This window comes from Acidocella sp., assembly GCF_036489515.1.
Classification (GTDB): domain Bacteria; phylum Pseudomonadota; class Alphaproteobacteria; order Acetobacterales; family Acetobacteraceae; genus Acidocella.
On sequence record NZ_DASXFO010000100.1, the window covers coordinates 37,424 to 61,502 of the forward strand.

General features: G+C 59.4%; 18 protein-coding genes and 1 tRNA gene. 8 read left to right on the plus strand and 11 right to left on the minus strand.

The features are described from left to right. Positions 1-9: 9 nt before the first annotated feature. Both VGG47_RS15060 and VGG47_RS15065 read left to right on the plus strand, forming a co-directional pair. Complete coding sequence (locus tag VGG47_RS15060) at positions 10-1,440, plus strand: aldehyde dehydrogenase family protein (RefSeq protein WP_331540019.1); 1,431 nt, start codon at positions 10-12, stop codon at positions 1,438-1,440. Between the two features lie 91 nt (positions 1,441-1,531). Beyond that, positions 1,532-1,606, plus strand: a tRNA-Gly gene (locus VGG47_RS15065). Positions 1,607-1,634: 28 nt separating this feature from the next. Here VGG47_RS15065 and VGG47_RS15070 read toward each other — a convergent pair. Next, entirely contained in the window at positions 1,635-2,246 is a 612-nt protein-coding gene (locus VGG47_RS15070; protein ID WP_331540020.1) for an SOS response-associated peptidase family protein, read from the minus strand. Here VGG47_RS15070 and VGG47_RS15075 point away from each other — a divergent pair. Further along, positions 2,226-2,513 (plus strand): hypothetical protein, encoded by a 288-nt coding sequence (locus tag VGG47_RS15075; protein ID WP_331540022.1) that lies wholly within the window; start codon positions 2,226-2,228, stop codon positions 2,511-2,513. The two genes, VGG47_RS15070 and VGG47_RS15075, sit on opposite strands and share 21 nt — an antisense overlap. 91 nt (positions 2,514-2,604) lie before the next feature. On the opposite strand, the gene VGG47_RS15080 is transcribed toward VGG47_RS15075, so the two are convergent. The 3 genes from VGG47_RS15080 to VGG47_RS15090 form a co-directional block, all read right to left on the minus strand. Beyond that, positions 2,605-3,477, minus strand: coding sequence for a hypothetical protein (locus tag VGG47_RS15080; protein ID WP_331540024.1), 873 nt, complete (start codon positions 3,475-3,477; stop codon positions 2,605-2,607). A 440-nt stretch (positions 3,478-3,917) separates the two neighbouring features. After that, positions 3,918-4,841: a CopD family protein gene (locus VGG47_RS15085; protein ID WP_331540026.1), complete on the minus strand. Its 924-nt coding sequence runs from the start codon at positions 4,839-4,841 to the stop codon at positions 3,918-3,920. 3 nt (positions 4,842-4,844) lie between these two features. Next, positions 4,845-5,201 carry a copper resistance CopC family protein gene (locus VGG47_RS15090; protein WP_331540028.1) on the minus strand — a complete coding sequence of 119 codons (357 nt, stop codon included), beginning with the start codon at positions 5,199-5,201 and terminating at the stop codon, positions 4,845-4,847. A 321-nt stretch (positions 5,202-5,522) separates the two neighbouring features. On the opposite strand from VGG47_RS15090, the gene VGG47_RS15095 reads away from it, so the two are divergent. Further along, on the plus strand, positions 5,523-6,440 hold the full coding sequence (locus VGG47_RS15095; protein WP_331540030.1) for a hypothetical protein: 918 nt from the start codon (positions 5,523-5,525) through the stop codon (positions 6,438-6,440). Between the two features lie 173 nt (positions 6,441-6,613). Here VGG47_RS15095 and VGG47_RS15100 read toward each other — a convergent pair whose 3' ends face one another. Both VGG47_RS15100 and VGG47_RS15105 read right to left on the minus strand, forming a co-directional pair. Continuing rightward, positions 6,614-7,327, minus strand: a complete 714-nt coding sequence (locus VGG47_RS15100; RefSeq protein WP_331540032.1) for a heme-binding beta-barrel domain-containing protein — start codon at positions 7,325-7,327, stop codon at positions 6,614-6,616. A gap of 342 nt (positions 7,328-7,669) precedes the next feature. After that, positions 7,670-10,096 (minus strand): TonB-dependent receptor, encoded by a 2,427-nt coding sequence (locus VGG47_RS15105; RefSeq protein ID WP_331540034.1) that lies wholly within the window; start codon positions 10,094-10,096, stop codon positions 7,670-7,672. Between the two features lie 293 nt (positions 10,097-10,389). Between VGG47_RS15105 and VGG47_RS15110 the strand changes: the two genes are divergently transcribed. From VGG47_RS15110 to VGG47_RS15120, 3 genes are read left to right on the plus strand one after another with little or no spacing between them, the layout of a single operon-like run. Then, positions 10,390-11,742 carry a sensor histidine kinase gene (locus VGG47_RS15110; RefSeq protein ID WP_331540036.1) on the plus strand — a complete coding sequence of 451 codons (1,353 nt, stop codon included), beginning with the start codon at positions 10,390-10,392 and terminating at the stop codon, positions 11,740-11,742. After that, positions 11,739-12,380 carry a response regulator transcription factor gene (locus VGG47_RS15115; RefSeq protein WP_331540038.1) on the plus strand — a complete coding sequence of 214 codons (642 nt, stop codon included), beginning with the start codon at positions 11,739-11,741 and terminating at the stop codon, positions 12,378-12,380. Before VGG47_RS15110 ends, VGG47_RS15115 begins: the two co-directional genes overlap by 4 nt. A gap of 11 nt (positions 12,381-12,391) precedes the next feature. Next, positions 12,392-12,802: a hypothetical protein gene (locus tag VGG47_RS15120; protein WP_331540040.1), complete on the plus strand. Its 411-nt coding sequence runs from the start codon at positions 12,392-12,394 to the stop codon at positions 12,800-12,802. A 140-nt stretch (positions 12,803-12,942) separates the two neighbouring features. Here the strand turns inward: VGG47_RS15120 and VGG47_RS15125 are convergent, their stop codons facing one another. Both VGG47_RS15125 and VGG47_RS15130 read right to left on the minus strand, forming a co-directional pair. Continuing rightward, positions 12,943-14,931, minus strand: coding sequence for an elongation factor G (locus VGG47_RS15125; RefSeq protein WP_331540042.1), 1,989 nt, complete (start codon positions 14,929-14,931; stop codon positions 12,943-12,945). A gap of 299 nt (positions 14,932-15,230) precedes the next feature. Then, positions 15,231-15,647: a DUF2784 domain-containing protein gene (locus VGG47_RS15130; RefSeq protein WP_331540044.1), complete on the minus strand. Its 417-nt coding sequence runs from the start codon at positions 15,645-15,647 to the stop codon at positions 15,231-15,233. Between the two features lie 535 nt (positions 15,648-16,182). On the opposite strand from VGG47_RS15130, the gene VGG47_RS15135 reads away from it, so the two are divergent. Then, positions 16,183-17,220, plus strand: coding sequence for a crotonase/enoyl-CoA hydratase family protein (locus VGG47_RS15135; RefSeq protein ID WP_331540046.1), 1,038 nt, complete (start codon positions 16,183-16,185; stop codon positions 17,218-17,220). A 124-nt stretch (positions 17,221-17,344) separates the two neighbouring features. On the opposite strand, the gene VGG47_RS15140 is transcribed toward VGG47_RS15135, so the two are convergent. The 3 genes from VGG47_RS15140 to VGG47_RS15150 form a co-directional block, all read right to left on the minus strand. Beyond that, positions 17,345-19,831 (minus strand): ATP-binding protein, encoded by a 2,487-nt coding sequence (locus VGG47_RS15140; RefSeq protein WP_331540048.1) that lies wholly within the window; start codon positions 19,829-19,831, stop codon positions 17,345-17,347. Positions 19,832-19,833: 2 nt separating this feature from the next. Continuing rightward, on the minus strand, positions 19,834-21,978 hold the full coding sequence (locus tag VGG47_RS15145; RefSeq protein WP_331540050.1) for a GGDEF/EAL domain-containing response regulator: 2,145 nt from the start codon (positions 21,976-21,978) through the stop codon (positions 19,834-19,836). Between the two features lie 542 nt (positions 21,979-22,520). Then, positions 22,521-23,945 (minus strand): MmgE/PrpD family protein, encoded by a 1,425-nt coding sequence (locus VGG47_RS15150; RefSeq protein WP_331540052.1) that lies wholly within the window; start codon positions 23,943-23,945, stop codon positions 22,521-22,523. Positions 23,946-24,079: the final 134 nt, after the last annotated feature.

Consider the following 24,079-nt stretch of genomic DNA (forward strand, 5'->3'; position numbering starts at 1 on the left):
AGTTTCGGCATGTCGCATGAAATGCAATTTTATATTAATGGCGAATGGGTCGATCCGGTGGTGCCGCACCCGTTTGACGTGATCGATCCTTCGACGGAAGAAGCCTATGCGAAGATTTCGCTCGGCACGGCCACGGACGTGGATAAAGCGGCGGCCGCGGCGCGCCAGGCGTTCGAGACGTTCAGCCAGACCAGCAAGCAGGAGCGGATTGACCTGCTGAAGCGGATTCTCGTGGCGTATAAGGCGCGGTACAACGATGTTGCCGCCGCGATTACGCGGGAGATGGGCGCGCCGACCGCGCTGGCGCAACAGGCGCAGGCGGCGATTGGCGTTGGCCATATCACCCAGATGATCACCGTGCTGGAAAAATTCGACTTTGAATTTATGCAAGGCACCACCTTGATCGCCAAGGAGCCGATTGGCGTGGTGGGGATGATCACGCCATGGAACTGGCCGATCAACCAGATCACCTGCAAGGTGTGCCCGGCGATTGCGGCGGGGTGCACCATGGTGCTGAAGCCGTCTGAAATCGCGCCGATGGATGCGATCATTTTTGCCGAGGTGATGCATGAGGCGGGCGTGCCGCCGGGTGTGTTCAACCTGGTGAACGGCGATGGCCCAGGTGTTGGCACGGCGCTCTCCAACCATCCTGGAATCGATATGATCTCGTTTACCGGTTCGGCCCGCGCCGGTGTGCTGATCGCCAAGGCGGCGGCGGATACGATCAAGCGCGTGCATCAGGAACTGGGCGGCAAGTCGGCCAATATCCTGCTCGATGATGTCGATTTCGATCAGGCGGTGGCGAAAGGCGTGACGGATTGCTTCCGCAATAGCGGACAGTCCTGCAACGCGCCGACGCGCATGTTCGTGCCGGAATCCGCGAATGAAAAGGCGATTGCGATTGCCAAAAGGGCCGCGGAATCCATCAAGGTCGGCGCACCGACGGCTGAGGGCGTGGAGATGGGGCCGGTTGTGTCCGAGGTGCAGTACAACAAGATCCAGGGCCTGATTCAGGCCGGGATCGACGAAGGTGCGACGCTGGTGACCGGGGGAACCGGACGGCCGGAAGGGTTGAATCGCGGGTATTATGTGCGGCCGACGGTGTTTGCGAATGTGACGCCGGGCATGCGCATCGCCCGGGAAGAAATCTTTGGGCCGGTGATTGCGATCCTGACGTATAAATCCGAAGCCGAGGTGGTCGCGGAAGCCAATAACACCGTATATGGCCTGGCCTCCTATGTGCAGTCCGCCGATCGTAAGCGGGCGCAGAATATTGCCCGGAAAATGCGGTCCGGCAATGTGTATATCAACTATCCGGGCGGCGATATGAACGCGCCGTTCGGCGGATACAAGCAATCGGGCAATGGCCGCGAATGGGGGCAGTGGGGATTGGAGGAGTTTTTGGAGATCAAGGGCGTCGTGGGTTACGAAGCCGCCTGACATGAAGCGGGTGCCCGCTCGTGCGGGCACCCTTTTTGTGCGCGGCGCAATTGCGCCGGCGCGCCGATGCTGGTATGCGCGCGCACGCTTTGCGGGCGTAGCTCAGGGGTAGAGCACAACCTTGCCAAGGTTGGGGTCGAGGGTTCGAATCCCTTCGCCCGCTCCAGCGAAAAGCTGTTCGCCCTCTGAGCGAGTCAGATCGGCCCAGGTTCCTCGGGCGCTCCCTGGCGCACCAACTCCACGGCCAACGACCCAGCCGGGAGCGGCCGGAGCAGTTCTTCCTCGGGCGCCGAGAGCTCAAGCCAAGCGCGCCAGTCGTCCGGCCGGAGGACCACGACCTGCCGGTTATGGATCGGCGCGACGTCCAGGCCCGGTGCGATCGTCAGCATTGCGAAGGCCGCTGATTCGTTGCCCTGGCCCTCCCGCCAGATGCCGGCGATCGCCATGACCGAGGACGTGCTGAGGCTGAACCGGTGCCTGGTCTTCGGATAGCGGTTGCCCGAGAACTCGAAGAACGCGGAGGCCGGGATCAAACAACGCCTGCTGTTGGTAAAGTGCCGTCCCTCGGAGCGGAAATTGAAAATCGCGCTGCGGCGCAAGTTGCTCGAGCGCATCCCGAACTGCATCGGTTGCAACTCTACAAGGTCATCGGCTTGGCGCGCGACCGGTGCGATATCGCCGATCCGGACGTCAGCGGCCCGCGGCAGATCCCTCTCGCTCTGCCGGTCTGAGATGGCGAGATCCGCGGCCTTCATCGCGGCGCGGTAAGCCGCCCAGGCGACGTTTTGTTCGTAGTCGTTGCACATGCGCCAGAGATGGGGCGCATTAAAAAACAAAAAAGCCCGGGAACGGCTGTGCTGTATCAGCACCGGCAGCCGGATCTTCAAAAGGGATTTCCCCGGCTTGGCGACTCGTCAGACCCGCGCTCAGGGCAGGGCTGGTTTTTGGCGCAAAACCGCGCTAACGAAGCAGAACAAATAAAAACTGCGGGACGAAATGACCATTCATCAAACCATTATTATCGTAGGCTTGAACGCCATCCCGATGATCGGAATCGCCTGGATGGGTATTGAATACTGGCGCCATAGGAGTTTGACCTCTCGAGGTCGCTAGAGCGCGGACGAAGAAGCGAGACATCTTGCCGCCGTGTCGACCGCCTCCTGATCAGAGCACGCGGACACGCCTGGCGATGACCCGACGCACCGCACCGACAATTCTCTTCCGCGTTCTGTCCCGAATTTGTGCGTGCGCAAACGCCTCCGGATTGAACACGGTCCAATAGCGTTTCCGCAGAGCGCGGATGTCAGTACGCACGTCAGACGGTACGTCGAGGGGTGCTACGAATGGGATATTGAAGTCTTTTCGCATTGCCACAAGGATTGCTCCGTCAGGAGCTTGATAACTGGCGCTACGCTCGATGATATCGGGATGATATCGCGCGATCTCATTAACCAAATCCGGTGACACTGGGGATGGGATGGGATCGGGGCGAAAATCCATGTCGAGCCATCCGTATCCGTTGCTTCTGGCAAGCATCCAGAAGAACTTCAGATTGTAGTTTATCAACCCATGATTGAACATGCCTTGCGCAGGAACGACGTGAATCATGATGCCGCCGGGGGCGGTGAGATCATGGATTACCCGAAAGGCGTTTAGCTGGTTGGCTATATGTTCTGTCGTGCCGTAATTCGTGACGATTGAATATTTTCCCACATGACGGCGCGGCACGCGGTCGTAATTGAGATCCAGGGGAATGCTGGCCGGGCTGCTATCGATGTCGATTGATGCATATCGATAGCCGAGCCAGTGCCAAAACTCAGCTGCGCGAGGCGCATCTGCGCGTAGGGGAACGAGGCGGCCGGACGGCATTTGTGAGGCAGGTGTCGCGGCGATCTGAAACGGTCGATCCAGGCGGAAGGATGTTCTAATCTTTTCAAGATCTTCCGCGTCGGCCAGGAAGCTGTCCGCCAATTGCTGCGCGCCGATTTCGATGATTGAGCCGTGCTCAGGCAGCGCCCCGATGTCGCGCAGATGCATGAGATTCCGTAGGTCACTTGCACCGATTCCCATTTTGTTCTCCTGCTTTTGTGACGCCGCACTTAATCGTTGCAAAGTCAAAAATAATTTTGTTTTTATTCAGATTCGATCGTTCGGCCGGCGAACGCCCGATATGGCTGCTGTTGCCGCCTGCAGCGCACCGCGGCGACAGGTCTCAATATATGGCGCTCATATCGACAGTCAAATTGCGATATGCCGGGAGATCACTGGCGCCGCGGCTGCGATCAAGGACAATCGCCAGCGCGTCTCCGAGGGAAGCGCAGGGTAAGGCTACTTTTTGTGAACAAAAAGTAGCAAAAAAACTTTGTTAATTTGGGCCATGGGCGCTGTCGCTGACACAGCCCATGGCCCAGCATAACAAAAATTTTTGCGCCGCTTTTTTTAAAAAGCGGCTTCTTTCCTACATCCAAGACGCGTCGTTATTGTGCATGTTCCTGTTGCAGCATCACCGCCATGGTGGGGGGCGTGAGGTTCAACAGCAGGCCGGCGGCCAGCAGAACCGCCATGCCGAGCGCGATTTCCGCACCGATGCTACGCCTGATCGCCGCCCGCGCGGTCGGTTGCACGAAGAGCGCCGGCGCCAGCCGGTAGCGGTTCGCCGCTGCCAGCCCGAGGAGCAGAAGGAACAGAGAAATTTTCGCCAGCACGACGGCGCCGTAACGGGTGGTGACCAACGCCGCGGGCGTGCCGATCAGCACAATGAACTGCACCACGGCACTGCCGATCAGGCCCAGCACACAGAAGACGCCATATGGCGAAAATCGCCACGCGATCCGCGCCGCCAGATCGAGCGGCAGGCGATCGATCGCGAGCCACAATGCCGGCAACGAACCGAGCCAGGCGGCAGCGCTCAGCAGATGGACAATATCCGAGACCAGCAAAACCGAGCCGACCGTCCCGGTCATGGCCCCGCCGTGATCGAGCCATGCTTCAGCGGCCACCGCGAGTGCGGCGAGGGCGGTTCCCACCCAGGCCCCCAAGCCGCGCGCCCCGGCGAACTGGAAGCACAATGCTGCCGTCAGCAAGACAGCGGCGCGCCCGATCAGCAGATTTCCGAATCGTGTCGACTCTGCGACCACCGGCAAGGCTTGCCACAGATCCGCGAGGTTCGTCGCCCCGGCCATGTCGGCGCTTTGCAGCAGGAACCATGCGAGGCCGGCGGCCAGCGCGACGCCCAGGCTGCCCAAGGCGAAGCGTCGCAGCGCTGGGCGCAACAGCGGCGCCTCCGGCGGCACGAAGAGGACCGTCAGCAGCATCGTGCCGAACAGGCCGAACGATCCCGCCAGATGCAGCCCGCGCGCAAGCGCGCGCAGCAGCATCCAGTCGAGGTCCGCCGCCGGCATCGCTTATTGCGCCACGGTGAAGGAGAAGCTGCCCTGGGTCCGGTGGGTGTCCACCGACAGCGCATGCCAGGTTACGGTGAACCTGCCGGGCATCGGCACCGTGAGTGGTACGCGCATCTCATTGGTGTGCCCCGGGACCGCCTGCGGCTTGCCGCTCTCGGCATGCATGCCCATGCCGTCGACCACCGTGACCGAGCAGAACGGCACTTCCAGCCCCTCGGTGAAGGTGAGGAGCAGGGAGTGCGGCGCGGTCTTCACCGTGCTGCCGACCGGCGGATCGGATTTCACCAGGAACGCATGGGCGAAGGCTGGAGAGGCCATCAGCATGGCCGCGAGAACTGCGTAAATCGTGGATTTCATGAGGATCTCCTTTGGTCAGATGGACCGTCGACGCACCAACCGATGCGCATAACATCACGTCGCGATATCATTCGGGACTCCGGTGCGCATGAGCAGCCGGAAAACAAAACGGCAGCTGCCCGGCGGATGCGTTTCACTTTGCCCCCCAATCGGCAAGATTTAAGCGGACGTTAAGACAATCATATGAAGGCCTCAACGCACCGTCAGAAGGCGCGACTTGTGGCGTGACGCGATGTTTTAAATGGTAACACTTGCACAAAACCTTCCCATATGGGAAGGTTTTGTGCAAGCATCTAAAAAAAAGTCTGGGAGCATTAAACGGTGGACGCGTTATCTAAAGGATGCATCATTGCTAGTGCATTGATTTTTCCTGTTTTAATGATTTCCCAAGCCGATGCCCACGCGGTGTGCGGTGATCGTATCTTTCCCGCGACGCTCGGCATCAACGATCCCGGCGTCGGCGATGAGTTGTCGGTTCCGACCCTCACCTACCTGCCATCGAGCGCCAACGATCAGCAGGAGTTCGATGTGGGCGCGTTCAGCTGGTCCAAGACCCTTTTTTCTCCGACCGTCGGGACCGTCGGCATAACGTTTTCAGACGGAGAGACTTGGCTGCATCCCGGCGGATCCGGATGGGACCCCTTGAGCACTGAGGTGCAATGGGGAAATTTTTGCGCGCCCGAATACGAGTTCATGGCCACGTTCGGCTTCAACGTGAACTGGGCTAACACCGGAACAGGCAGCCAGACCCAGCCATTCAACACGTACGAACCCGTGATCGATATCGGCAAGGGCTTCGGAGATCTGCCGGACAGCCTCGGAAAGCTGCGGCCCTTGGCCATGACGTTCGAGCTGAGCGAGACCTTTCCGGGCGAATCGGTAACGCAAGGAATTCAGAACTCCACCGATTTGAATGGCGGCTTCACGATCCAATACAGCCTCCCCTATCTTAATTCGCAGGTGACCGCGATCGGCAATGGCTTCCTCAGACATCTGATTCCGATCACCGAGTTCACGTTCAGCAAGCCGATTGCGAATTTCGCGCCTGGAACCAACCCGACGACCGGAACGATCCAGCCGGGCGTTATCTATCTGGGCGCTACGTATCAGGTTGGTGTGGAGGCGATTGTCCCGCTCAACGGAGCCAGCGGCCGCGGCGTCGGGGTGATCGCCTCGCTCGATCTATACCTCGACGACCTCCTCCCCGATTCCCTTGGTAAACCTCTGCTTGGATCATAGTTAGGAAAGCAGCCGTTTTTTGAAAAAAGCGGTGTAAAAACTTTTTTTGTGCTGGGCCATGGGCATTGTCGCCGGCAACGCCCATGGCCCAAATTAACAAAGTTTTTTTGCTTTTTTTTTGTTCACAAAAAGAAGTCTTCTTCCATTACTTGATCAATCGAAACGATCAGGCGCTAATTGATTTTGTGAAGCGTGTCGGAATCGACATGGGAAAACGGCTTGCCGTACACAAACAGATCGGTCTTCTCCGTGAAATGGAGAATGTTGGGAGACAAATCGTAGGTGATCGAAAACCCGAGGGTCTTGTCGTGTGCCAGCATGAACGGAGCTTGAGCGATCCCCGCCGCCGTCGCCGTCAGGGTCATCTTATTCTTCCCGGCCTTGCCTTCCGCCACAACGCAAACTGTCCTCGGCAGGCAGAACGCGTTGTCCACCGTATTGGTCTGCTTGTTGTAAATCAAATAGCCGATCTGGTCATGAAATTGGTGATGGTTCGTCCGTCTGTACACGGCCTCGTCGTAAGAAAGCGCAACCACATTCTCCACACTGTCGTTCGTGATGGGGATGGATGGCTTGAAGGTGATGATTTCATAGAAAGGCGACACGGCTTTGCCGCCCGCGCCCACGCTTGTGCCCGCCTGCCCCGGCGCCAAGTCAAGGCCATTCGGGTCAACGGTCTCCCAGGTGCCGATGAGTTGGGCCAACGGACCATAATCCTGTACCTGCCCGTTGATGATGACCGGTTTCGTGGCGGGGGTGGTGGTTCCCTGCGCGTGCGCGCTCGCCGGCGCAACCAGCGCCACGGCAGCGCCGAAAAGGGCGACGCCGGCCACGGCCGCGCTCCGCGTGGTGAAGCGTGCGGCATTGTCTCGTGTACTGATAGGCATTTAGTCTCTCTGCAACTGATAAGTGTCCCGGTGAGATAGACCGGATCGGTTTGATGGCAAGCCCGCAAACGGTATGACAAATAGGATAATTAGCCGTCCGGACTTTCATCGCGTGCACGATGTCAACTCTTGAATGACGCTTGCTCTGCCGGAGCGGAATTCCGTGGCTCAGGCAGGCCAAGAGGAAGGTTTCTTTCTGTGACAAAAAGAAGTTTTCTGCACCGATGGGCCCGTGCTGTTTCAGCGCCACAGGCCCAGCTTCGACAAAAGTTTTTGCGCCGCTTTTTTTTAAAAAGCGGCCGCTTTCTTCTCGTCGGGAAATCGGCTCGCCGTCGCGGGGTTTCAGATTTTTAGGCGAACGCCAACGAACACGCCGATCGGCGCCGCGATACTGTAACTGCGGGGATTATCGTAGTTCGGATCTTGAGCGACAAATACAGCACCGGGCGTACCGGGCCCCCCCGTCGGGGAAAACGTCCCATACTCATAATACCGCTCATTGGTCACGTTATCGATTTCGCCGAAGAACTCGAGCTTCGGCGTGATCTGGTATTTGGTCGTCAAATTCACGACAAAATAGCCGGGAAGTTGGGGCGTGAGGTTCGCCTCGTCACCGAAAAGAAAACTCGATGTCTCAGCGAGCGCCGTAACTCCGACCGTCCAGCGCGGCGTGATTTTATAATTCCCACCGAATTTAATCAGATGTTCGGGGATTCCGGGCAGTCTGTCCCCCGGCATGATTGTGATGTTGCCATTGGCATCAGCCGCGGGGCTATTCGTTTGCGCTATAAATGAGCTTTGATAGGTCGCGTCCGTCAGAGAGTAGTTCAGATAGACTTGCCATCTCGTTGCATCGAGACGCATGCCAAGGTCCATGCCTTGCCGCAATACATTGCCAATATTGCTGAAAAAGCCGCTGCCGATCGGGTTGAATGGCGATTGGAGAAACTCGATATCGTCGTTCGTAACCGAATGGTAGTAGTCAGCGTTGTAGCTAAAAATGGAACTTGCCGGCCCCGGCATTGCGCCGCGAAACCCGGCTTCGAAGGTCCGGACGACAATCTGCTTTAGATCAGGATCACCCGACAAGAAGTTGGCAAGGCTGCATGAATCTTCCGGGCTTGCGCAAGAAAGCTCTGCCGGCGTTGGTGTCGCATTTTCCTCTGAGTAACTTCCGAACAGGGTTAGCGCCGGCCGTAGATTATATGTGGCCCCGATCGTCGGGTTAACATGCATATAATAATGGCCGCCGTTGAGCCCAGCCCCAGGTGCATTGGGATCGGGAGGGTTCTGGTCGTGGAGCGTCGTGTTGGCGATATTAAAACGGCCGCCGAAAGTCAAAGCCAGTTTTTTCGTCAGATCGAGCGTGTCGGAGAGATAGGCCCCATAATAGGCGTTACGGATCACCACATCGACCGGGACCGACCCCGGTTCGTCAACAATAAAGCCGGGGTTCGGAATTCCCGGCGGCGTGAAGAACACCCGGGTAAAATCGGTGATTCCGCCGTCATACGCAGCAGCACCATATTTGGTGAATCCGCCGTCGTAGCTCAGACCACCGACGAGATGATTGCTCAAGCCGAATACCGGCATAGTGTTGGTCAGCTGAACCGATCCGCCATAGCCGTTCGTATTGGTCGTGTTCACATCCAGCTGGCTATACGGGGAAAAGCCAGATGCGTTTGCCGTCGGCAGAAAATTCGGGATTGGCGCCCCTCCGAGTGTCGTGCTCACCGGGTTTCCGGGCCCACCTTGGCAGAGATAGGCTTCGTCAGGTCCCGGCCCGCAGGGCAAGTCGTTTGGCCCGTTCCCATTCGTCAGGCGTTCGAGCAGATAGTCATAATAGCCGACCAGCTGCAGGGATGTGTCTTTGGTCAGCTGATCATTGTAGGTTGTCTCGACTTTTAGATACCTGTCCGCGATCGCGTTCGGGCCGGTAAATTGCGCCGAAGGGTCGGCATCCAGGATCTGTACGGGAACGGTCCCAGGGCCAGCCAGGACCGAGTTAGCCAGAGTGAGGTTGATATGGAACTCGGAATCGCTCCCACGCCAGCCGAAATCCCCGTAAAAATTCTGGATGTCCGAGGATTGCAGATCGCGCCAGCCACCCTCGTGCGTCTCGCCGACGTCGATATAGGTGGCGATATTGCCCACTTGCTTGCCGTATTGGAGATTGCCGCCAATGGTGTCGAATGAGCCGCCGGACACCTCCACTTCGCCGCCGTGATAATTAAATCCGTTCTTCATCTGCACGTTAATGGCGCCGCCGAGGGCGTTCAAACCGAAGGCGGGATTTCCATCCTCCAGAGTCAAAGATGAAATGGCGTCATTGGGAATGAGGCTCCATATCGCGATATCGCCAAAGGGCTGATTGAAGCGGGCGCCGTCCACATAGACGCTGAGGCCGGCTGGGGTGCCCTGGATCGGCGAGATCTCGAAACCATGATAAAGGATCGTTGGTTGATAAGGGTTCGCCTGGCTGTTGACGAGGTTTACGCCGGTCGCCTGTTCATTCAGCGTTTTTGTCAGACTGGCGGGATAAGTTGCATTCAGATCCGGGGTGCTGAACTGCTGAACGGGGTGGGGCCATTTTGCGATGTTGATCCCAGAGCTGGTCACCGGGGATGTCGAAATCGTGACTTGCGGGACAGTATAGGCAACGGGGGGTTGCGCCACCATTGTGGCTTCAGGAGTGGGGCTCACGGTTTCTGGCGACGGGGTTTGGCTTGTGCTCGCGCTTTGCCCGTGGGCGGATGCCAGCGTGATCATGCTTGACGTAGCGGTCAGGGCTAAAACCAAAAATCCGCGCCGGCGACACGCATTATGTACCCTCAACATCTCTTATCCCTCTGCGCCCGATTTTTGCTTTTAAGTTTTGCTTTTAAGGTCACAGGCTAAGATACCAGATTGGCGCGAATGCACATCGGGATGTTTTCCCGATTTTCCCGGGAGAATTTCCCATATGTCAGATGGCGGATATCTATGATAAGACGACCATCAAGCAATAAACAGGACCTGGAGCGAGTCCTTGCCCTGGCGACGGGCTCTTGGAGGTGTTGGGGATGTCACTTCGTGCACGGTTGATATTGTCAATCATGGCGGTCATGGGCGCTGCCGTCATTCTCAGCGCCGGGTCGGTGATTTTGAACGGGCGCCGGCAAGTGCATACTGAGCTGAGCACCGCCCTTATTGTGGCCAGAGCCTCAGTCGCGAGCAGTTTGACCCTGATTGAGGAGGGCCATGACCAGTTCGACGCGGTGCAACGCTTGATCCGTACGTTCGATGGATCGCGTAATATCGAGGCAACGCTGAGCCGGCCAGATAACCATATCCTCCTGGCTTCAGAGCCGTCATCCGCAAAGGCTCCGGCCCCTGCATGGCTGGTCAACCTCCTCAAACCATCCTTTCCGCTGGAGACTTTTGCGCCATCCGCCCCCCAACTGGCTGGCGATACGATTACCCTGCGGCCTATTCCCATCAATGAGTCATCCGAGGTTTGGGCCGACATTACGAACGATGCCCTGTTTGTTCTGGTCTTCCTGGTGCCAGCGATCGCGTTAATCTGGTGGACCACGCAGTGGGTACTCTCGCCTTTATCCCAATTGGTGGATGGGATGTCCGGGCTCCGACATGGCCATGCCGGTCGGCTGAGTGAGACCCAGGGGCCAAAAGAACTTCGTGCCCTAACCGAAGAATTCAATCGCCTGGTTCGAGAGCTCGCGGCTCGCGAGGGGCAAGCGGTTCTCCTCGAAGCTCAATTGGCCAGAATACAAGCCGAAGAGCGCGCCGATATCGCGAGAGACCTGCACGATGATATCGGCCCACTTCTGTTCCTCGCGAAGATCGACCTTGCCTCACTGAAGCGCCATCCCGTCGTCCGGATCAACGAGGCAATCGGCGATACGATTTCCGGCGTCGTTAGACACCTAGGTCAGATTCAGACGAGCCTGCGCGATATCGTGACGCGGCTTCAATCGCATCACGATACCACCCTGTCGATTGAGGAAATTTTGGATAACGCGTTGAAGGATTGGCGTGAGCGATTTCCGTCCGTTATTTTTGACGTCGATGCTGGCGATATGCTGGCCTCTCCACCAGAGAGCGTTCGCGATACGATATCACGCGTCATAACCGAGGCTGTAAGCAACGCATTCCAACATGCGAAGCCGACGATATTTCGGATAGGAATTTTGGAAACCGAGAATAGCTGGCTCGACATCACCATTCAGAATGACGGTGTTATCGCGCGCCCGCCTGGACAGCGAGGATTTGGAATACAAAACATGCGCGAGCGTGTGGTGGCTTGCGGTGGTCAGTTTAAAGCTTTTGAAGACAGCCATACATGTTCGTGGCTTATCCAAGCCTCCATGCCGTTGTTTTCGCTGTCTGACATGAGATCGGAGGCTGCGGAATGAAGGTGCTGGTCGTTGATGATCACGCCGTCGTTCGCGCAGGCTTCGCGAAGCTGTTCGCAGAGCGCCCGGATACAGTCGTACGCTACGCCACGACCGGACGAGAAGCACTCGATGTCCTCAGAGACATGCTTCCCGACGTCATCATTCTTGATCTCGATCTGCCGGATGTAAGCGGGTTCGCCTTGCTGAAGAGATTGCTGCGACAAGCAAATGACGCCCGTGTTCTGATTGTGACGATGTACTCCGATATTGGATATGTCGACCGCGCGATCGAGATGGGCGCGACCGGCTATGTCACCAAGAACGCCGGCCCAGAGGAGTTACTGACCGCTGTTGAGGAGGTTTTTCATAGGAGACGATACATTGAGGCGTCGATTTGCCAACATATGGTTCACCGGTCGCTTGAGCGTCAAGGGCATGGTCAGGATTTATCGTCGCGCGACATTGACGTTATCCGCCTGCTTGCCGATGGCAAGAGTGTTGGGCAGATCGCAGATATAATCGGTGTCAGCTATAAAACGGTCGCCAACAACTGCTCGATGCTCAAAGCGAAATTGGGCCTATACGACATCAAGGATCTAATTCGCTACGCTGTGACATGGAAGCTGAGAGAAAAAAACAGGAATTTTACGGAGTAATGGACTCATAAATGAACGAAGGTGAGAAAAAGCTGGTTCTGATACGAGGGAGCGGTGATGTCGGCTCGGCGGTTGCCGTTGTGCTGCATCGCGCCGGTTACATCGTCGCTCTGCACGACGATCCCGCCCCGACCGCACCGCGGCGTGGAATGGCTTTTACCGATGCCGTATTTGACGGGTCAGCGAGTCTCGAAGGTCTCACCGCTCAGCTTGTGGAAACGGCCAGCGAGTTGCGCCACGCCATGGCCGCGCACGGAACGTTGCCGGTCACTGTCTGGTCCTTTTCTGACATGCTGAGCATCGCGGACTGGTCGGTGATCATCGATGCACGTATGCGCAAACGGGCGGTGCCGGAGACCTTGGCAGCTATTCGGGCAGAACAACGCCCGGCCTCTACTGCCGCCCGCACAGCGAAGAGTTAGAAAGGCTACTTTTTGTGAACAAAAAGTAGCAAAAAAACTTTATTATGCTGGGCCATGGGCGCTGTGACCGACACCGCCCATGGCCCAGCATAAAAGAAGTTTTTGCGCCGCTTTTTTCAAAAAGCGGCTGCTTTCCTATTTTACTGTGACGCGGCCTCGCGGGCTATTCGCTCGGCGAGCTGGGAGGCAGCTTCGGTTAGATGCTCGAAGTGGTGAGTGAACGTGCCTAGTCCGGCGGTTTGAGAGCGCAGGTCCAGGATCAACCTGTGCATTTCGGTTTCGGGGAGCAGCGCCTCGGTATCGTCCCAGCCGGCCCAGCCGGGCTTTTCTCCATAGCCGAGAATTTGCCCGCGCCGGGTCGTGAGGAGGCGTTGGACGTTGGCGGTGAACATATTGGGAGCGCTGACCTTGACGCGGTGGATCGGCTCGAGCAGCACAGGCCCCGCTTTGGCCAGGGCTTCAGCAATGCCGGCGCGGGTGGCTGAGCGGAACGCCATGTCAGAGCTATCCACGGCATGAAAGCTGCCTTCGGTCAGGGTGACGCCGACATCGACGACAGGATAGCCGAATGGGCCTTTGTGCATGGCCTCCTCGGCGGCGGCGGCAACGGCAGGGATGTACTGGCGCGGCACGGAGCCGCCGACGATTTGGTCGGTGAAGTGGAACCCCTGGCCGCGCGTACGGGGTTCAAGATAGAGCTTGACGTCGGCAAACTGGCCGTGCCCCCCGGTTTGGCGTTTGAGCCGCGCGTGTTCATGCACGGCTTTGCTGATCGTCTCCTTGAACCGGACGCGTGGCCGCGCGGTGGTCAGGGTGAGGCCCCAGGCCTTGGCCAGCCGCTCGATCGCCCGGTGGAGATGGATCTCGCCCTGCCCGGCGAGGAGCGTGTCGCCGGTTTCGGCGTCACGGTTCATGCTGAGGGAGGGGTCTTCTTCGAAGAGTTTTTGCAGCGCTGTCGAAAGTTTGACGTCGTCCTTGCGGTCCGGCGTGGCGATGGCGAGGGCATAGACAGGCGCTGGTGGCGCGGGGAAGGGCAGAGTTTCCCCGTCGCCAAGGACCGTACCTGTGGCCATGGAGTCCAGCCGGCCGAGCGCCACCAGATCGCCTGCTACCGCCTCGGGTATTTTCTGTATGTCCTGGCCGGGAAAACGAACGATGCCGCCGATCCGCTGGTTATTGACGCCGGCCCCATCGCGCAGCGTGCCGCGCCAGATCCGTGCATAGGAGAGCTTACCCGCCTGGCCGGCGTAGCTGGTCTTGAAAATCTGGGCGAGTGGCGGGCCGTCCGGTTCGATGCCGTGCCGTGCCGCGGTGACGGCGTGGGCGGGTGTGTCGTGGCGCAGCGCCTTCCAGAGCCGCAGCACGCCGTTGGCCCGTTCCGCCGCGCCGAACATGACCTCCGCCAGATGCCGCGCCGCTAAATCTTTGTGCAGCTGTTCGTAGAGTTCGTTGGGGGTCGGGATGACGCCATCGATCACTTTTTCCAGCAGGGCGTCATCATGATCCGCGAGCGTGTCGACCAGCGCCTCGTGCGCCGAGGCTTCGGCTGCCGCGATCATTGCCGGCATGCGAATCAACTCCGATCGCATATGAGGCCGGTAGCGATAGGCACGCTCGGAGACCAGATCGACATAACCGGCGATCACCTCCCCCTCGCGGATGGGGACCTGGCGCAGCACCAGAGGCAGGTCTGCCTCGGCTTGCAGGGCCGCAACCAGATCCCTAGGCGCGGCCTTCAGCGTATCGGTTTTGTTGATAAACACGATGAACGGCAGCTTGGCTTGCTCCAACAAATGGAAAATTGGGCGCAGCGCGATGACGCGCGCCGGGTCCGGTTCGACAACCACGACGGCAAGATCAACCACGGCCAGCGCGGATGCCGTTTCGTGGAGAAACTCAATCGAGCCGGCACAGTCCAGCAAGGCCCACGCATCCCCCAGGAAGGTGCAGTGGCCAAGTCTTGTCTCTGTGCTGGGCTCCGGCGGTTTTGTGTCGCCGTTGTGCCGCAGCCGCGTCCCGGCGGCTGCCAGCAACGCTTCGAACAGGGTGGTTTTGCCGCTGCCATAGGCACCGACCAGGGCAATGGCGCGGGGCGCATGCAACCGAGTGTGGGCTTCGGCGTTGGGCATTTCTCATCCTCCCTTATTGAGCCGGGATCATTGAATGTTGCGGGCAGCGTACGTCCAGCCCGGAGCGCTGTGCAAATAAAACCCGCGCTGCAGCGCGCAACAGGAAGGAAGAGAATTTTCAAGCGCTCGTGCAGCGTAGGAGCAAAAAACTTCTTTTTGTGAACAAAAAGAAGCAAAAAAACTTTATTTATGCTGGGCCATGGGCGTTGTCGGCGACACAGCCTCAGGCTCAGCGGAGCAAAAATTTTTGCGCCGCTTTTTTTAAAAAGCGGCTGCTTTCTTCTATCGGATAGGCGTGGTCACCCCCCCTGGCGCCATGTCGCCCGAGAACGCCCCCAAAACGGCACCAGCACTGTCAGAGCCAGAACATATAAAAACACGCCAACGTACATTACGGCAAAAACCCATATCGGCAGGGGCCAATAGATCAGCCGGTCAACCCAGTGCATGATCAGCGGCTGCGTTGGCGGTCCACCTCCCGCCAGATCGGTTTGCCAAATCGTCAGGAAGCAAGCCCGGCCGGCAAGCGCCTGTCCCGTCACGATCGCCAGCATGGCCAAGTGTAACAGGCGCAGCCAGGCAATACGGACGACCCGCCAGCCACGCCAGGCGCCAAGAGGGATGACAATGAGCCCGGCGACATTGAAGGCGATGACAACAACGTGAATGGCGAGGATAGCCCCGGCGATTTGGTTGTCCGGCATGGTTTTTCCCATACACCAAAAGGCAGTCTGATATGACCGCTGCGTGGCTATGTTTTTCAGCGGCCGGTCGCCAATAATGTTGCCTCGGCTGCACTCGCCTATAGGAAGGCCAGAGGGCTAGGGCGTGCCCGCAGAGAGCGCAAAGCGAATTCGCGAACGATTCTCACAATCTGAGGTCGCATATCGTGCAAAGCAGCGACGGCATGCCGGAAAATAACAGCATGCGAGCCGATGAGTTTCATCCGCTACGTTTTGGGTCGCGAAAAACATAATGACGTCGAAGAAGCCTTGAATTCAGGCGGCTGATTTTTGGTATGGTTTGAAAAAACATACATCGTCTAGTGAAATAATCACGACTCCATCTCAATTATAAATATAAGTTGTGGTTAATATTGCTATACATGCACGCGGCTTGCTTGGTGAGTCATTAAGGGTTCCGAGTGTGATTTTGAAAATCAATGGCTTACATGGATTTTTTAAATCCAGACGCAAGGCCGATGCGTGTCGCTCACTGCCGATACTCGTTTCAACACCCCAGGAGTCCATCATGACCTTTATTCAATCCCCGACGAAGATGACACGCAACGCCATGCCTTTCACGCGAACCAAGACCGGCGCTGAGGGACTTGCCTCTTCGATTGCGCCTGGTTTGGCTCTCGTCGATCCTAATCTGGGACAGGCCGGCAGCCTGTCAGCGCAGGCTGTGTTGGCGGGACAGACCTATAGTGATCTTGAGGTCTCCATCACCGAGGAAGATCGCGCCTTATGGTGCTTCATGAAGCCGCAGGCGCGCCCGAGCTTCACACCCCAACTGCTGATCGACCTGACCAACGTGCAGCGGACGATTAAAAATCTGTTAGTTACCGGGCCGGCGCCGTTCGACTACGTCGTCCTCGGCTCGCGCTCACAGGGCGTGTTCAACCTCGGCGGCGATCTCACGCTGTTCGCCGAGAAGATCCGCCAGCGCGATCGCGATGGGTTGCAAAAGTATGCCCGGGCTTGTGTCGCCGTGGGGTATGCCAACCACACCGGGTACGATAACGGGGCGATGACAATCGCGCTCATCCAGGGGGATGCGCTCGGCGGTGGGTTCGAATCCGCCCTGAGCTGCGATACGCTCATCGCCGAGCGACACGCGAAGTTTGGGCTGCCGGAAATACTGTTCAACCTTTACCCGGGGATGGGCGCCTACAGTTTCCTCTCTCGCCGCGTCGGCATGCTCAAGGCCGAGGAGATTATCCTTGGGGGCCGCACCTATACGGCCGAGGAAATGCTCGCGATCGGCGCTATCGACATGGTGGTGGAGCAGGGTGAGGGCGAGCAGGCGGTGCGCGCGTATATCGCCCGCAATCGCTCGCGCCAGCTCGCGCTTTCAGCGGTCCACAAGGTGCGCCGGCGGGTGAATCCGGTTTCGTTGGAGGAACTGAACGACATCACCGACCTGTGGGTCGACACAGCCTTGCGCCTCTCGGAGCAGGATCTGCGCCGGATGTGCCGCATCGCCACCGCGCAGGATCGTTTCCGCTCCCGCAGGTTGGTCGATCGCGTGCCATCGGTGGACGGTGATAAAGCGGCCGCTTTTTGAAAAAAGCGGCGCAAAAACTTTTGCTATGCTGGGCCTGAGGCATTGTCACCGACAACGCCCATGGCCCAGCATAAAAAAGTTTTTTTGCTACTTTTTGTTCACAAAAAGTAGTCTTCCCTTCGCTCTAGTGCCGGGAGTTTACGGGTTCGTCCGAAAAATATTTGGTGAGCGCCACTTCAACGCGGTTCAGTTCCGTATCGATCTGTTCCAGCCATGCCGGCGAACGCTGCCGCAGTTCGGTGCCCGAGGCGGTCTGAAACGGCAGGCAGATTTCGGAGAGTTGCCGGGCGCCGACATTCGCGGCAACGCTGCGCAAGGCATGGGCCTGCGTGCGAAATTCCGTGACGTTTCCTTGGGCGGCGGCGGTGTAAAGTCCCCGTAGCTTGGTGCGCGCCTCGCTGCGAAAGAGGTTAATGACGTCGATCATGAATTCTTCTCCCCCCAAAACGCGCAAACTTTCCACCACCTCGGCTTCCACCGCGGGTGATAATTTGCTGCGCAAGGGGGCCGATGCCGCATGGGGATGGACCAGCGCAGCAGGCGGTGCCTGTGAGCTGCGCACCTTGCCGATCGCCTCGTCGAGCATGGCGAGCAGCCGCGTCGGCTCCACCGGTTTGACGGCGCAGGCCATCATACCCGCTTCGAGGCAACGGTCATGTGTCTCTGACGTCGCGTCGGCAGTTAGCGCAATGAGGGGGACGGTGGGCGCGCCGAGGGCGGTCATCCGGTAGATTTTGGCCGCCTCGATGCCGTCCATGACGGGCATGTTGACGTCAAGAAGTGCTGCGTCGAACACGTATTCGGCGAGCGCGTCCAGGGCCTCTTCACCATTGCCGACAAGGGTCACCGTGTGGCCGGCTGAGCGGAGGATCATCTCCATGACGGAGCGGTTTGTGGCAATGTCGTCGGCGACGAGCAGGTTGAAGCTTTCCCGCGGGGCAGGCCGTTGTGCCTTTACTGCCGGCCTGTTCTCGTGATCCATCACGGCAGAGAGGAAATGCAGCGTCCCCGTTAGCTCCGCATCCGTCGCTGACAGATGCAGGAGGCTCGTGAAGCGTTGCTGCGCTGCTGCGTCTGGCAAGTCGCCAGCCTCCCACTCGCCGACATCGACGAATGAGAGCGCATTCGCACCGCTCGCGGCTTTGAACGGGCGCTGCAGCGCGTCCGGCGTGACCCTTTCGAAGGCGAGTATACAAGCCGATGACAGAGCCGGGGCTGGCCAATCCGGCAAGGCAGCCTCGACGCGCGCGACGTGGACGCCAAGATCTGTCAGCCGGCCGAGCAATGGCGCAACCACATCCGGGCGTCTGGCAAGGACCAGGGCACGCAGGTGCGTGAAAGGCTTTGCCGCCTCGGCCATGCCCGGTTGACGCTGCATCGGAAGCTCGAACCAGAAGGTGCTGCCCGCGCCGGGCGCGCTCTTCACGCCGATCTCGCCGCCCAGAAACTGCACCGACTTGCGCACCAGGGCGAGCCCGAGCCCGGTGCCGCCGAAGCGGTTCACGATCGTCCCGTCAGCCTGGCTAAAGACGTCGAAGATCCGCTCATGTGCCTCCGCCGCGATCCCGATCCCCGTATCCGTTACCTCGCAGCGCAGCCGTACCCGTTCGTCTTCCTGGACCACTATGTCCACGCCCACCGTAATATGGCCGGATTCGGTGAATTTCATGGCGTTGCCGACGAGGTTAAGGAGTATTTCGTGCAGCTTGCGGGCGTCGCCGTGCAGCAGAAATATTGTCCGCCTGGTGGCGTGCAGGGTGACTTCCACGCCCTTGAGGCGTCCCTGGGCGAGGAAGATAATCTTGATGTCGTTGAGCAATTGCGCCAGATCGAAGTCGCTGCGCGCGATCGACATCCGTCCGGCCTCGGCCTGCGACAGGTCCAGGATGCCGTCGATCAACGACAGGAGGCTGCGTGCCGCCGTCATGATGGTCTGGCTCATCTGCATCTGGTCGCGGTCGAGAGTGGTGCTTTCTAACAGCGCGCCCATGCCGATGACCGCGTTCAGGGGCGTGCGCAGTTCGTGGCTGACGCTGGCGAGGAACAGGGATTTTGCCCGGCTCGCCTCCTCGGCTTGTTGCCTTGCGCGAGACAATCGGTTGATCAGAGCGAGCGCGTAGAGCGGCACGACCGTCAGGCTGACGATCCCCCCGAACATCTGGGCTGGTTGGCTGCTCCAGTATGGCGTGACTGCCGCCATCGCGCAGAACCCGGCGGTGGCAAGCACCATGGCGTAGACCTGGAAACGCGACCCGAAGCGAAAACCGTTGCCGAAAATGATCCATAGATAGCCGGCAAACAGCCAGACAGTGGCAGCACCGCCGATATGCAGCTCGTAGGACGCGCAGACGATATCAAGGGTCAGCGCGGCCACGCGGCGGACAAAGGAGGGCGTCGGCCGCGCCAGCAGATGCAACGCACTCAAGAAGCCCAGCAGGATATACAGGCTGGGGGCGAGCAGCGGCAGCCCGGACATCAAGCCTCGGGGCTTGGCCCAGAGATTGAACAGCAGTGCAAAAACGCCGACGAGCAAGCGGTTTACCACCATCTGCTGTTCGCCATCGGCGGCGATACTGCGCCACCTCTGCAGCATGGAACGGAGGCCTGTCATGGCTAACGGCATGAGTTTTCGTCGTCCTCAGCGTCATGCCGAACGAGGCCGTCGAGCTTGAAAATGTCGCTGAGGTCGCAACGCCCCAGGTGGCGTTCCAGTTGTCCGGCGTCCATCGGGTGACCGGTGAAATAGCCCTGCACCAGGTCGCAGCCGGCTTCCCTGACTTGGGCGAGCTGATAGGCGGTTTCCACCCCTTCCGCGAGGACTTCGGCATTGAGGGCCCGGCCGAGGCTGGTCACGGCCCGCACGATCGCCATGTTATTGGGTTTGTCGAGGTGGCTCACAAACGAGCGGTCGATCTTGAGGGTATCGATGTGCAGGCTCGACAGGCGTGCCAGCGATGAATAGCCGGTGCCGAAATCGTCGATCGACAGGCGGACGCCATGCTTGTGCAGCGCGACGACCTCGCGGCTGGTTGTCTGGTCCTGGTCCAGCAATACACCCTCGGTCAATTCGAGGTCGAGCAGCGCGGGCGGCAGGCCCACGTCGCGCAGCACATCCATCACCCACGCGCCCAGATTGGGGTCGCGAAAGGTCGGTGCGGAGAGATTTACGGCCACCCGGATCGGTTGCGCCAGGGTGCCAAGCCAATGCTTCGCCTGCATGCAGGCCTCGCGCAGCACCCATTCATCGATCGGGCGCATGAGGTTGCTGTCTTCCGCGATCGCCAGGAACTTGGCCGGTTCGACCAAGCCGCCGTCCTGTGACCAGCGAATTAACGCTTCGGCGCCGACCACGCTGCCGGTCTTGAGGTCGATTTGCGGCTGGTAATGCAGCACGAACTCGTGGCGCGCCAGGGCGCCTTGCAGCAGGCTGCGTATCCGCACCGCCTCGCGTGCCTGGAACCGGATGTCTTCGCTGAAAACTTCCGTGCCGTTGCGGCCTCTTGCCTTCACCCGGTACATCGCCAGATCGGCATTTTGCAGCAGCTCTTGAGCGCTTTTTCCGTCGCAGGGGTAAAGGGTCACACCGATGCTGGCGCTGGTGGTGACCTCTCGGCCTTCGATGGTGAAGGGGGCAAGCAGCAGGTGATTGATCCGCTCGGCAAACGGGATGGCATCGGCAAGATTGCCGACGTCCCTCTGCAGAAGAGCAAACTCATCGCCGCCGAGACGGGAGACGATATCGCCGTTGCGCACGGCGTCTCTCAGGCGCAGGCTGACGGCCTGCAGCAAAAGATCGCCGAAATGATGGCCAAACCCATCGTTAACGAATTTAAAACGGTCGAGGTCAATATAGTACAGCGCGAACCGGCACTCGCGGTCCCCATTCGTGTCGATTTCACGCGCCAGCCAGCGATTCAGATAATAGCGGTTTGGCAATGAGGTGAGATAGTCGTGTTCCGCCTGGAACAGGAGCTGCCCCTCGGCGCGTTTGCGGTCGGTAATGTCCAGCGACGTGGTCAGAACGCCGGTGGTCGTGCCGTCCGCTGACCGTAAGGGGGTCTTGGTGGACAGGAAGGTCCGGGACTCCCCGCTCTGGTCGCGGATCTCCTCCTCGAAACTGGGCACAGGCTGGTCGGTGGCGAGGACGAGATGATCGCGCTCGTCGGTCGGCCTGGACCGGCTTTGGCCAAGCAGCGACGCCTGGTAGGCGTTGACGAAGATGCTCCGCCCCTGCGGGTCGATCGCACTGACCATGGCGGGCACGGTGTCGATCACCTGGGCTAACTGATCGTGACTGTCGCGCAGGATTTGGTCGCGCAACAGTTCGCTTTGCTGCAGATCCCGTTCCAATATTTTCGCGCGCTTGTGGATCAGTCGCTGATGATTGCTCAGCCTGAGCAAATTTCGCACCCGCGGTTGGAATTCCGCATAGTCGATCGGACTCAGCAGGAAGTCAGTTGCCCCCGCCTCGAGTGCCTCGATCCGGAAGTCACGATCAGTATAGGCGGTCACGATAACCACCGGTACTTCGGCGCAGCTTGATAATCCCCGGATTTGTCGTGTGAACTCTGCGCCGGTCATGCCCGGCATTTTATAGTCCGTGATCACCAAATCAGGATCGTTGCTCTTCAGCCATTGGATGGCTTGTTCCGGGTTGTGGAAACCCTTGACATAGACATCGGGGTCTATGGTTTCGGAAAGCTTCGTATAAATTCTAAGATTGGCCGCCGAATCGTCGACGATGACAATGATCTTCATGGCACGGACATTGATCGCAGGCTGGGGCAGGGGAGGTGATTGGATCGTGATTTAAGTTGGTCATGGCCTGCGTAGAACATGAGCCTTGCTCCGGTAAGTTTTCGGTCGGGTCGATTGCCCAGCAGCGCCGAACGCCAGAGTCCGGTTGACGAGGATATTCTGCCGTTGCCAGGCTTCACAGAAATGTTTGGTGCGGAGCGTGTTCGGCGTCCCCGTGCCTTAAGCGTGCAGAGCTCCTGATTTCACCAAGCCAAAAATTTCGAAAGTGCGTATGCCGCGTTCGACATGAATTTGCCCTTAAAACGTTTCGTTAGAGCAAATTCTGCCTCGTTTTAACCGGAATGTCTAGTATAGGTTGTAAAGGTCCGATGTTTGATCGAGCCGGACCGCGGGGCCTCGTTAGCCGTGCCGGTTTCAGCGCCGCCGGCGCCATCGGTGCAGAAGTTTTTGCGCCGCTTTTGATCGAAAAAGCGGCCGCTTCCCTGTCCAGGTCCTGACCGGGTGAGGTTGGCGCCCGTGCGTCAACCTCACCCTATGGCGTTCTAGGCCGCGCAGAGCCTGGTGAGTTCGCGAATATCGGCGAGCGCCTCAAGGTGGCGCACCGCCTCCACGATGGCCTTGGCCTTCGCCTCGGGCCAGCGCGCCGCCTCGGTGCAGCCGTAGAACTTCTCGGCCACCTCTTCGTAGCTCATCGGGTTGGCCGGGCTGCCCTTGCCGAAATCGGCGCGGCCGGACACCGTGCGGCCATCCTTCAGATGGATGTCGATGATCGTTGTCATCTTGTCGTAGCCGGCGGCCTCGGCCTCCGGGTGGACGTGGAAGTTCACGCGCTCGATCATCGCCTTCACGTCGGCGCGGTGCACCGTTTCGTCGGTGAATTGCGGCAGGCCCGCTTTGCCTTCCAGCAGCAGGATGGCCATGCAGAATTCCATGCTGAACTTCGCTTGCAGCTCGTCCTGCGGACGGTGATGGATCAGCGCGTTCGGCATGTTGTGGTTGGTGCCGACATCGATGCGGTCGACCATATCCGCGGTGAGGCCATGCTTGCGGATGAGATCGAGCATCTCGGTCATGCCCGGATGGGTGAGCGAGCCCGAGGGATGCGGTTTGATGGACACGCCGGGGAAGGCGAAGGTCCAGGGCGCGCCGAGATGGTCCTGGATCGCGGCGGCGTCGAAACCGCCGCCGGCGGCGCGCAGGAAGCCGCGCGGCGCCTCCAGGATCTTGTCCGTCGCGGTCCAGCCGAGAGCCGCGAAATCGGCGGCGACCACGCCGTTTTCCGAGGCGCGGCCGGCATGGAAGGGCTTCGTCATGGTGCCGAAATTCTCGCGCAACCCGGCCGACTGGCTGCCTGCGATGGAGAGCGCGCGGAGCGTCCGGTCGAGATCGAAGCCGCGCAGCTTGGCCGCCGCCGTGGCGGCCGCGAAGGTCCCGCAGGTGCCGGTGGTGTGGAAGCCTTCCTGGTAGTGCCGCGGCGCGATGGCCTCGGCGATCTTGCACTCCACCTCCACGCCGAGATGGTAGGCGAGCATCATCTCCGCACCGGAGCGGCCTTTGGCCTCGGCGGTCGCGAGGGCGGCGGGCAAAGCGGGGGCGGTCGGGTGTGTGAGCAGGCCATAGACGCGGTCCTTGGCGACCGCGAGCTGGGTGTCGTCATAGTCGTCGGCATGGATGCCCACGCCATTGGCGAAGGCGGCGAAACGCACGGGGGCGCGCAAGCCGGTGCCGATCACCGTCGCCGGCCCATCGGCGGCAAGGCCGAGCGACTGCAGATGCGCCCGGACGAGTTCGCCGCTCTTGGCGATCGAGCCCGCGAGCGCGAGGCCGATGCCGTCCAGGATCGACTTCTTGCCGGCCGCGACAACGTCGGCCGGCAGGTCGGTGATTTTGGTGCGGAGAATGAATTCCGCCACGTCGCGGGTGAGGCCCTTGACCTCCGGAAACGTCGATTTTGACTGGTCGTTCATGATGTTCTCCCTAAAGTGACGCTGGTGGATCCGGTCATCCAAGCCCTAGACCGGGGTTGAAAGTCCGGAGATCTGGTCCGCCGCGGCGCAATCGGCTACCATTTTGTTCCTCCGGGACTTTATTGTTTTTGGCG

Excerpts from the sequence above, each read along its gene's own strand:
- VGG47_RS15085 (WP_331540026.1), bottom strand. The coding sequence starts at position 4,841 with ATGCCGGCGGCGGACCTCGACTGGATGCTGCTGCGCGCGCTTGCGCGC.
- VGG47_RS15105 (WP_331540034.1), bottom strand. The coding sequence starts at position 10,096 with ATGATCACGCTGGCATCCGCCCACGGGCAAAGCGCGAGCACAAGCCAA.
- VGG47_RS15140 (WP_331540048.1), bottom strand. The coding sequence starts at position 19,831 with ATGACAGGCCTCCGTTCCATGCTGCAGAGGTGGCGCAGTATCGCCGCC.
- VGG47_RS15135 (WP_331540046.1), top strand. The coding sequence starts at position 16,183 with ATGACCTTTATTCAATCCCCGACGAAGATGACACGCAACGCCATGCCT.
- VGG47_RS15110 (WP_331540036.1), top strand. The coding sequence starts at position 10,390 with ATGTCACTTCGTGCACGGTTGATATTGTCAATCATGGCGGTCATGGGC.
- VGG47_RS15060 (WP_331540019.1), top strand. The coding sequence starts at position 10 with ATGTCGCATGAAATGCAATTTTATATTAATGGCGAATGGGTCGATCCG.
- VGG47_RS15150 (WP_331540052.1), bottom strand. The coding sequence starts at position 23,945 with ATGAACGACCAGTCAAAATCGACGTTTCCGGAGGTCAAGGGCCTCACC.
- VGG47_RS15070 (WP_331540020.1), bottom strand. The coding sequence starts at position 2,246 with ATGTGCAACGACTACGAACAAAACGTCGCCTGGGCGGCTTACCGCGCC.
- VGG47_RS15125 (WP_331540042.1), bottom strand. The coding sequence starts at position 14,931 with ATGCCCAACGCCGAAGCCCACACTCGGTTGCATGCGCCCCGCGCCATT.
- VGG47_RS15115 (WP_331540038.1), top strand. The coding sequence starts at position 11,739 with ATGAAGGTGCTGGTCGTTGATGATCACGCCGTCGTTCGCGCAGGCTTC.
- VGG47_RS15090 (WP_331540028.1), bottom strand. The coding sequence starts at position 5,201 with ATGAAATCCACGATTTACGCAGTTCTCGCGGCCATGCTGATGGCCTCT.
- VGG47_RS15145 (WP_331540050.1), bottom strand. The coding sequence starts at position 21,978 with ATGAAGATCATTGTCATCGTCGACGATTCGGCGGCCAATCTTAGAATT.
- VGG47_RS15120 (WP_331540040.1), top strand. The coding sequence starts at position 12,392 with ATGAACGAAGGTGAGAAAAAGCTGGTTCTGATACGAGGGAGCGGTGAT.
- VGG47_RS15130 (WP_331540044.1), bottom strand. The coding sequence starts at position 15,647 with ATGGGAAAAACCATGCCGGACAACCAAATCGCCGGGGCTATCCTCGCC.
- VGG47_RS15100 (WP_331540032.1), bottom strand. The coding sequence starts at position 7,327 with ATGCCTATCAGTACACGAGACAATGCCGCACGCTTCACCACGCGGAGC.
- VGG47_RS15080 (WP_331540024.1), bottom strand. The coding sequence starts at position 3,477 with ATGCATCTGCGCGACATCGGGGCGCTGCCTGAGCACGGCTCAATCATC.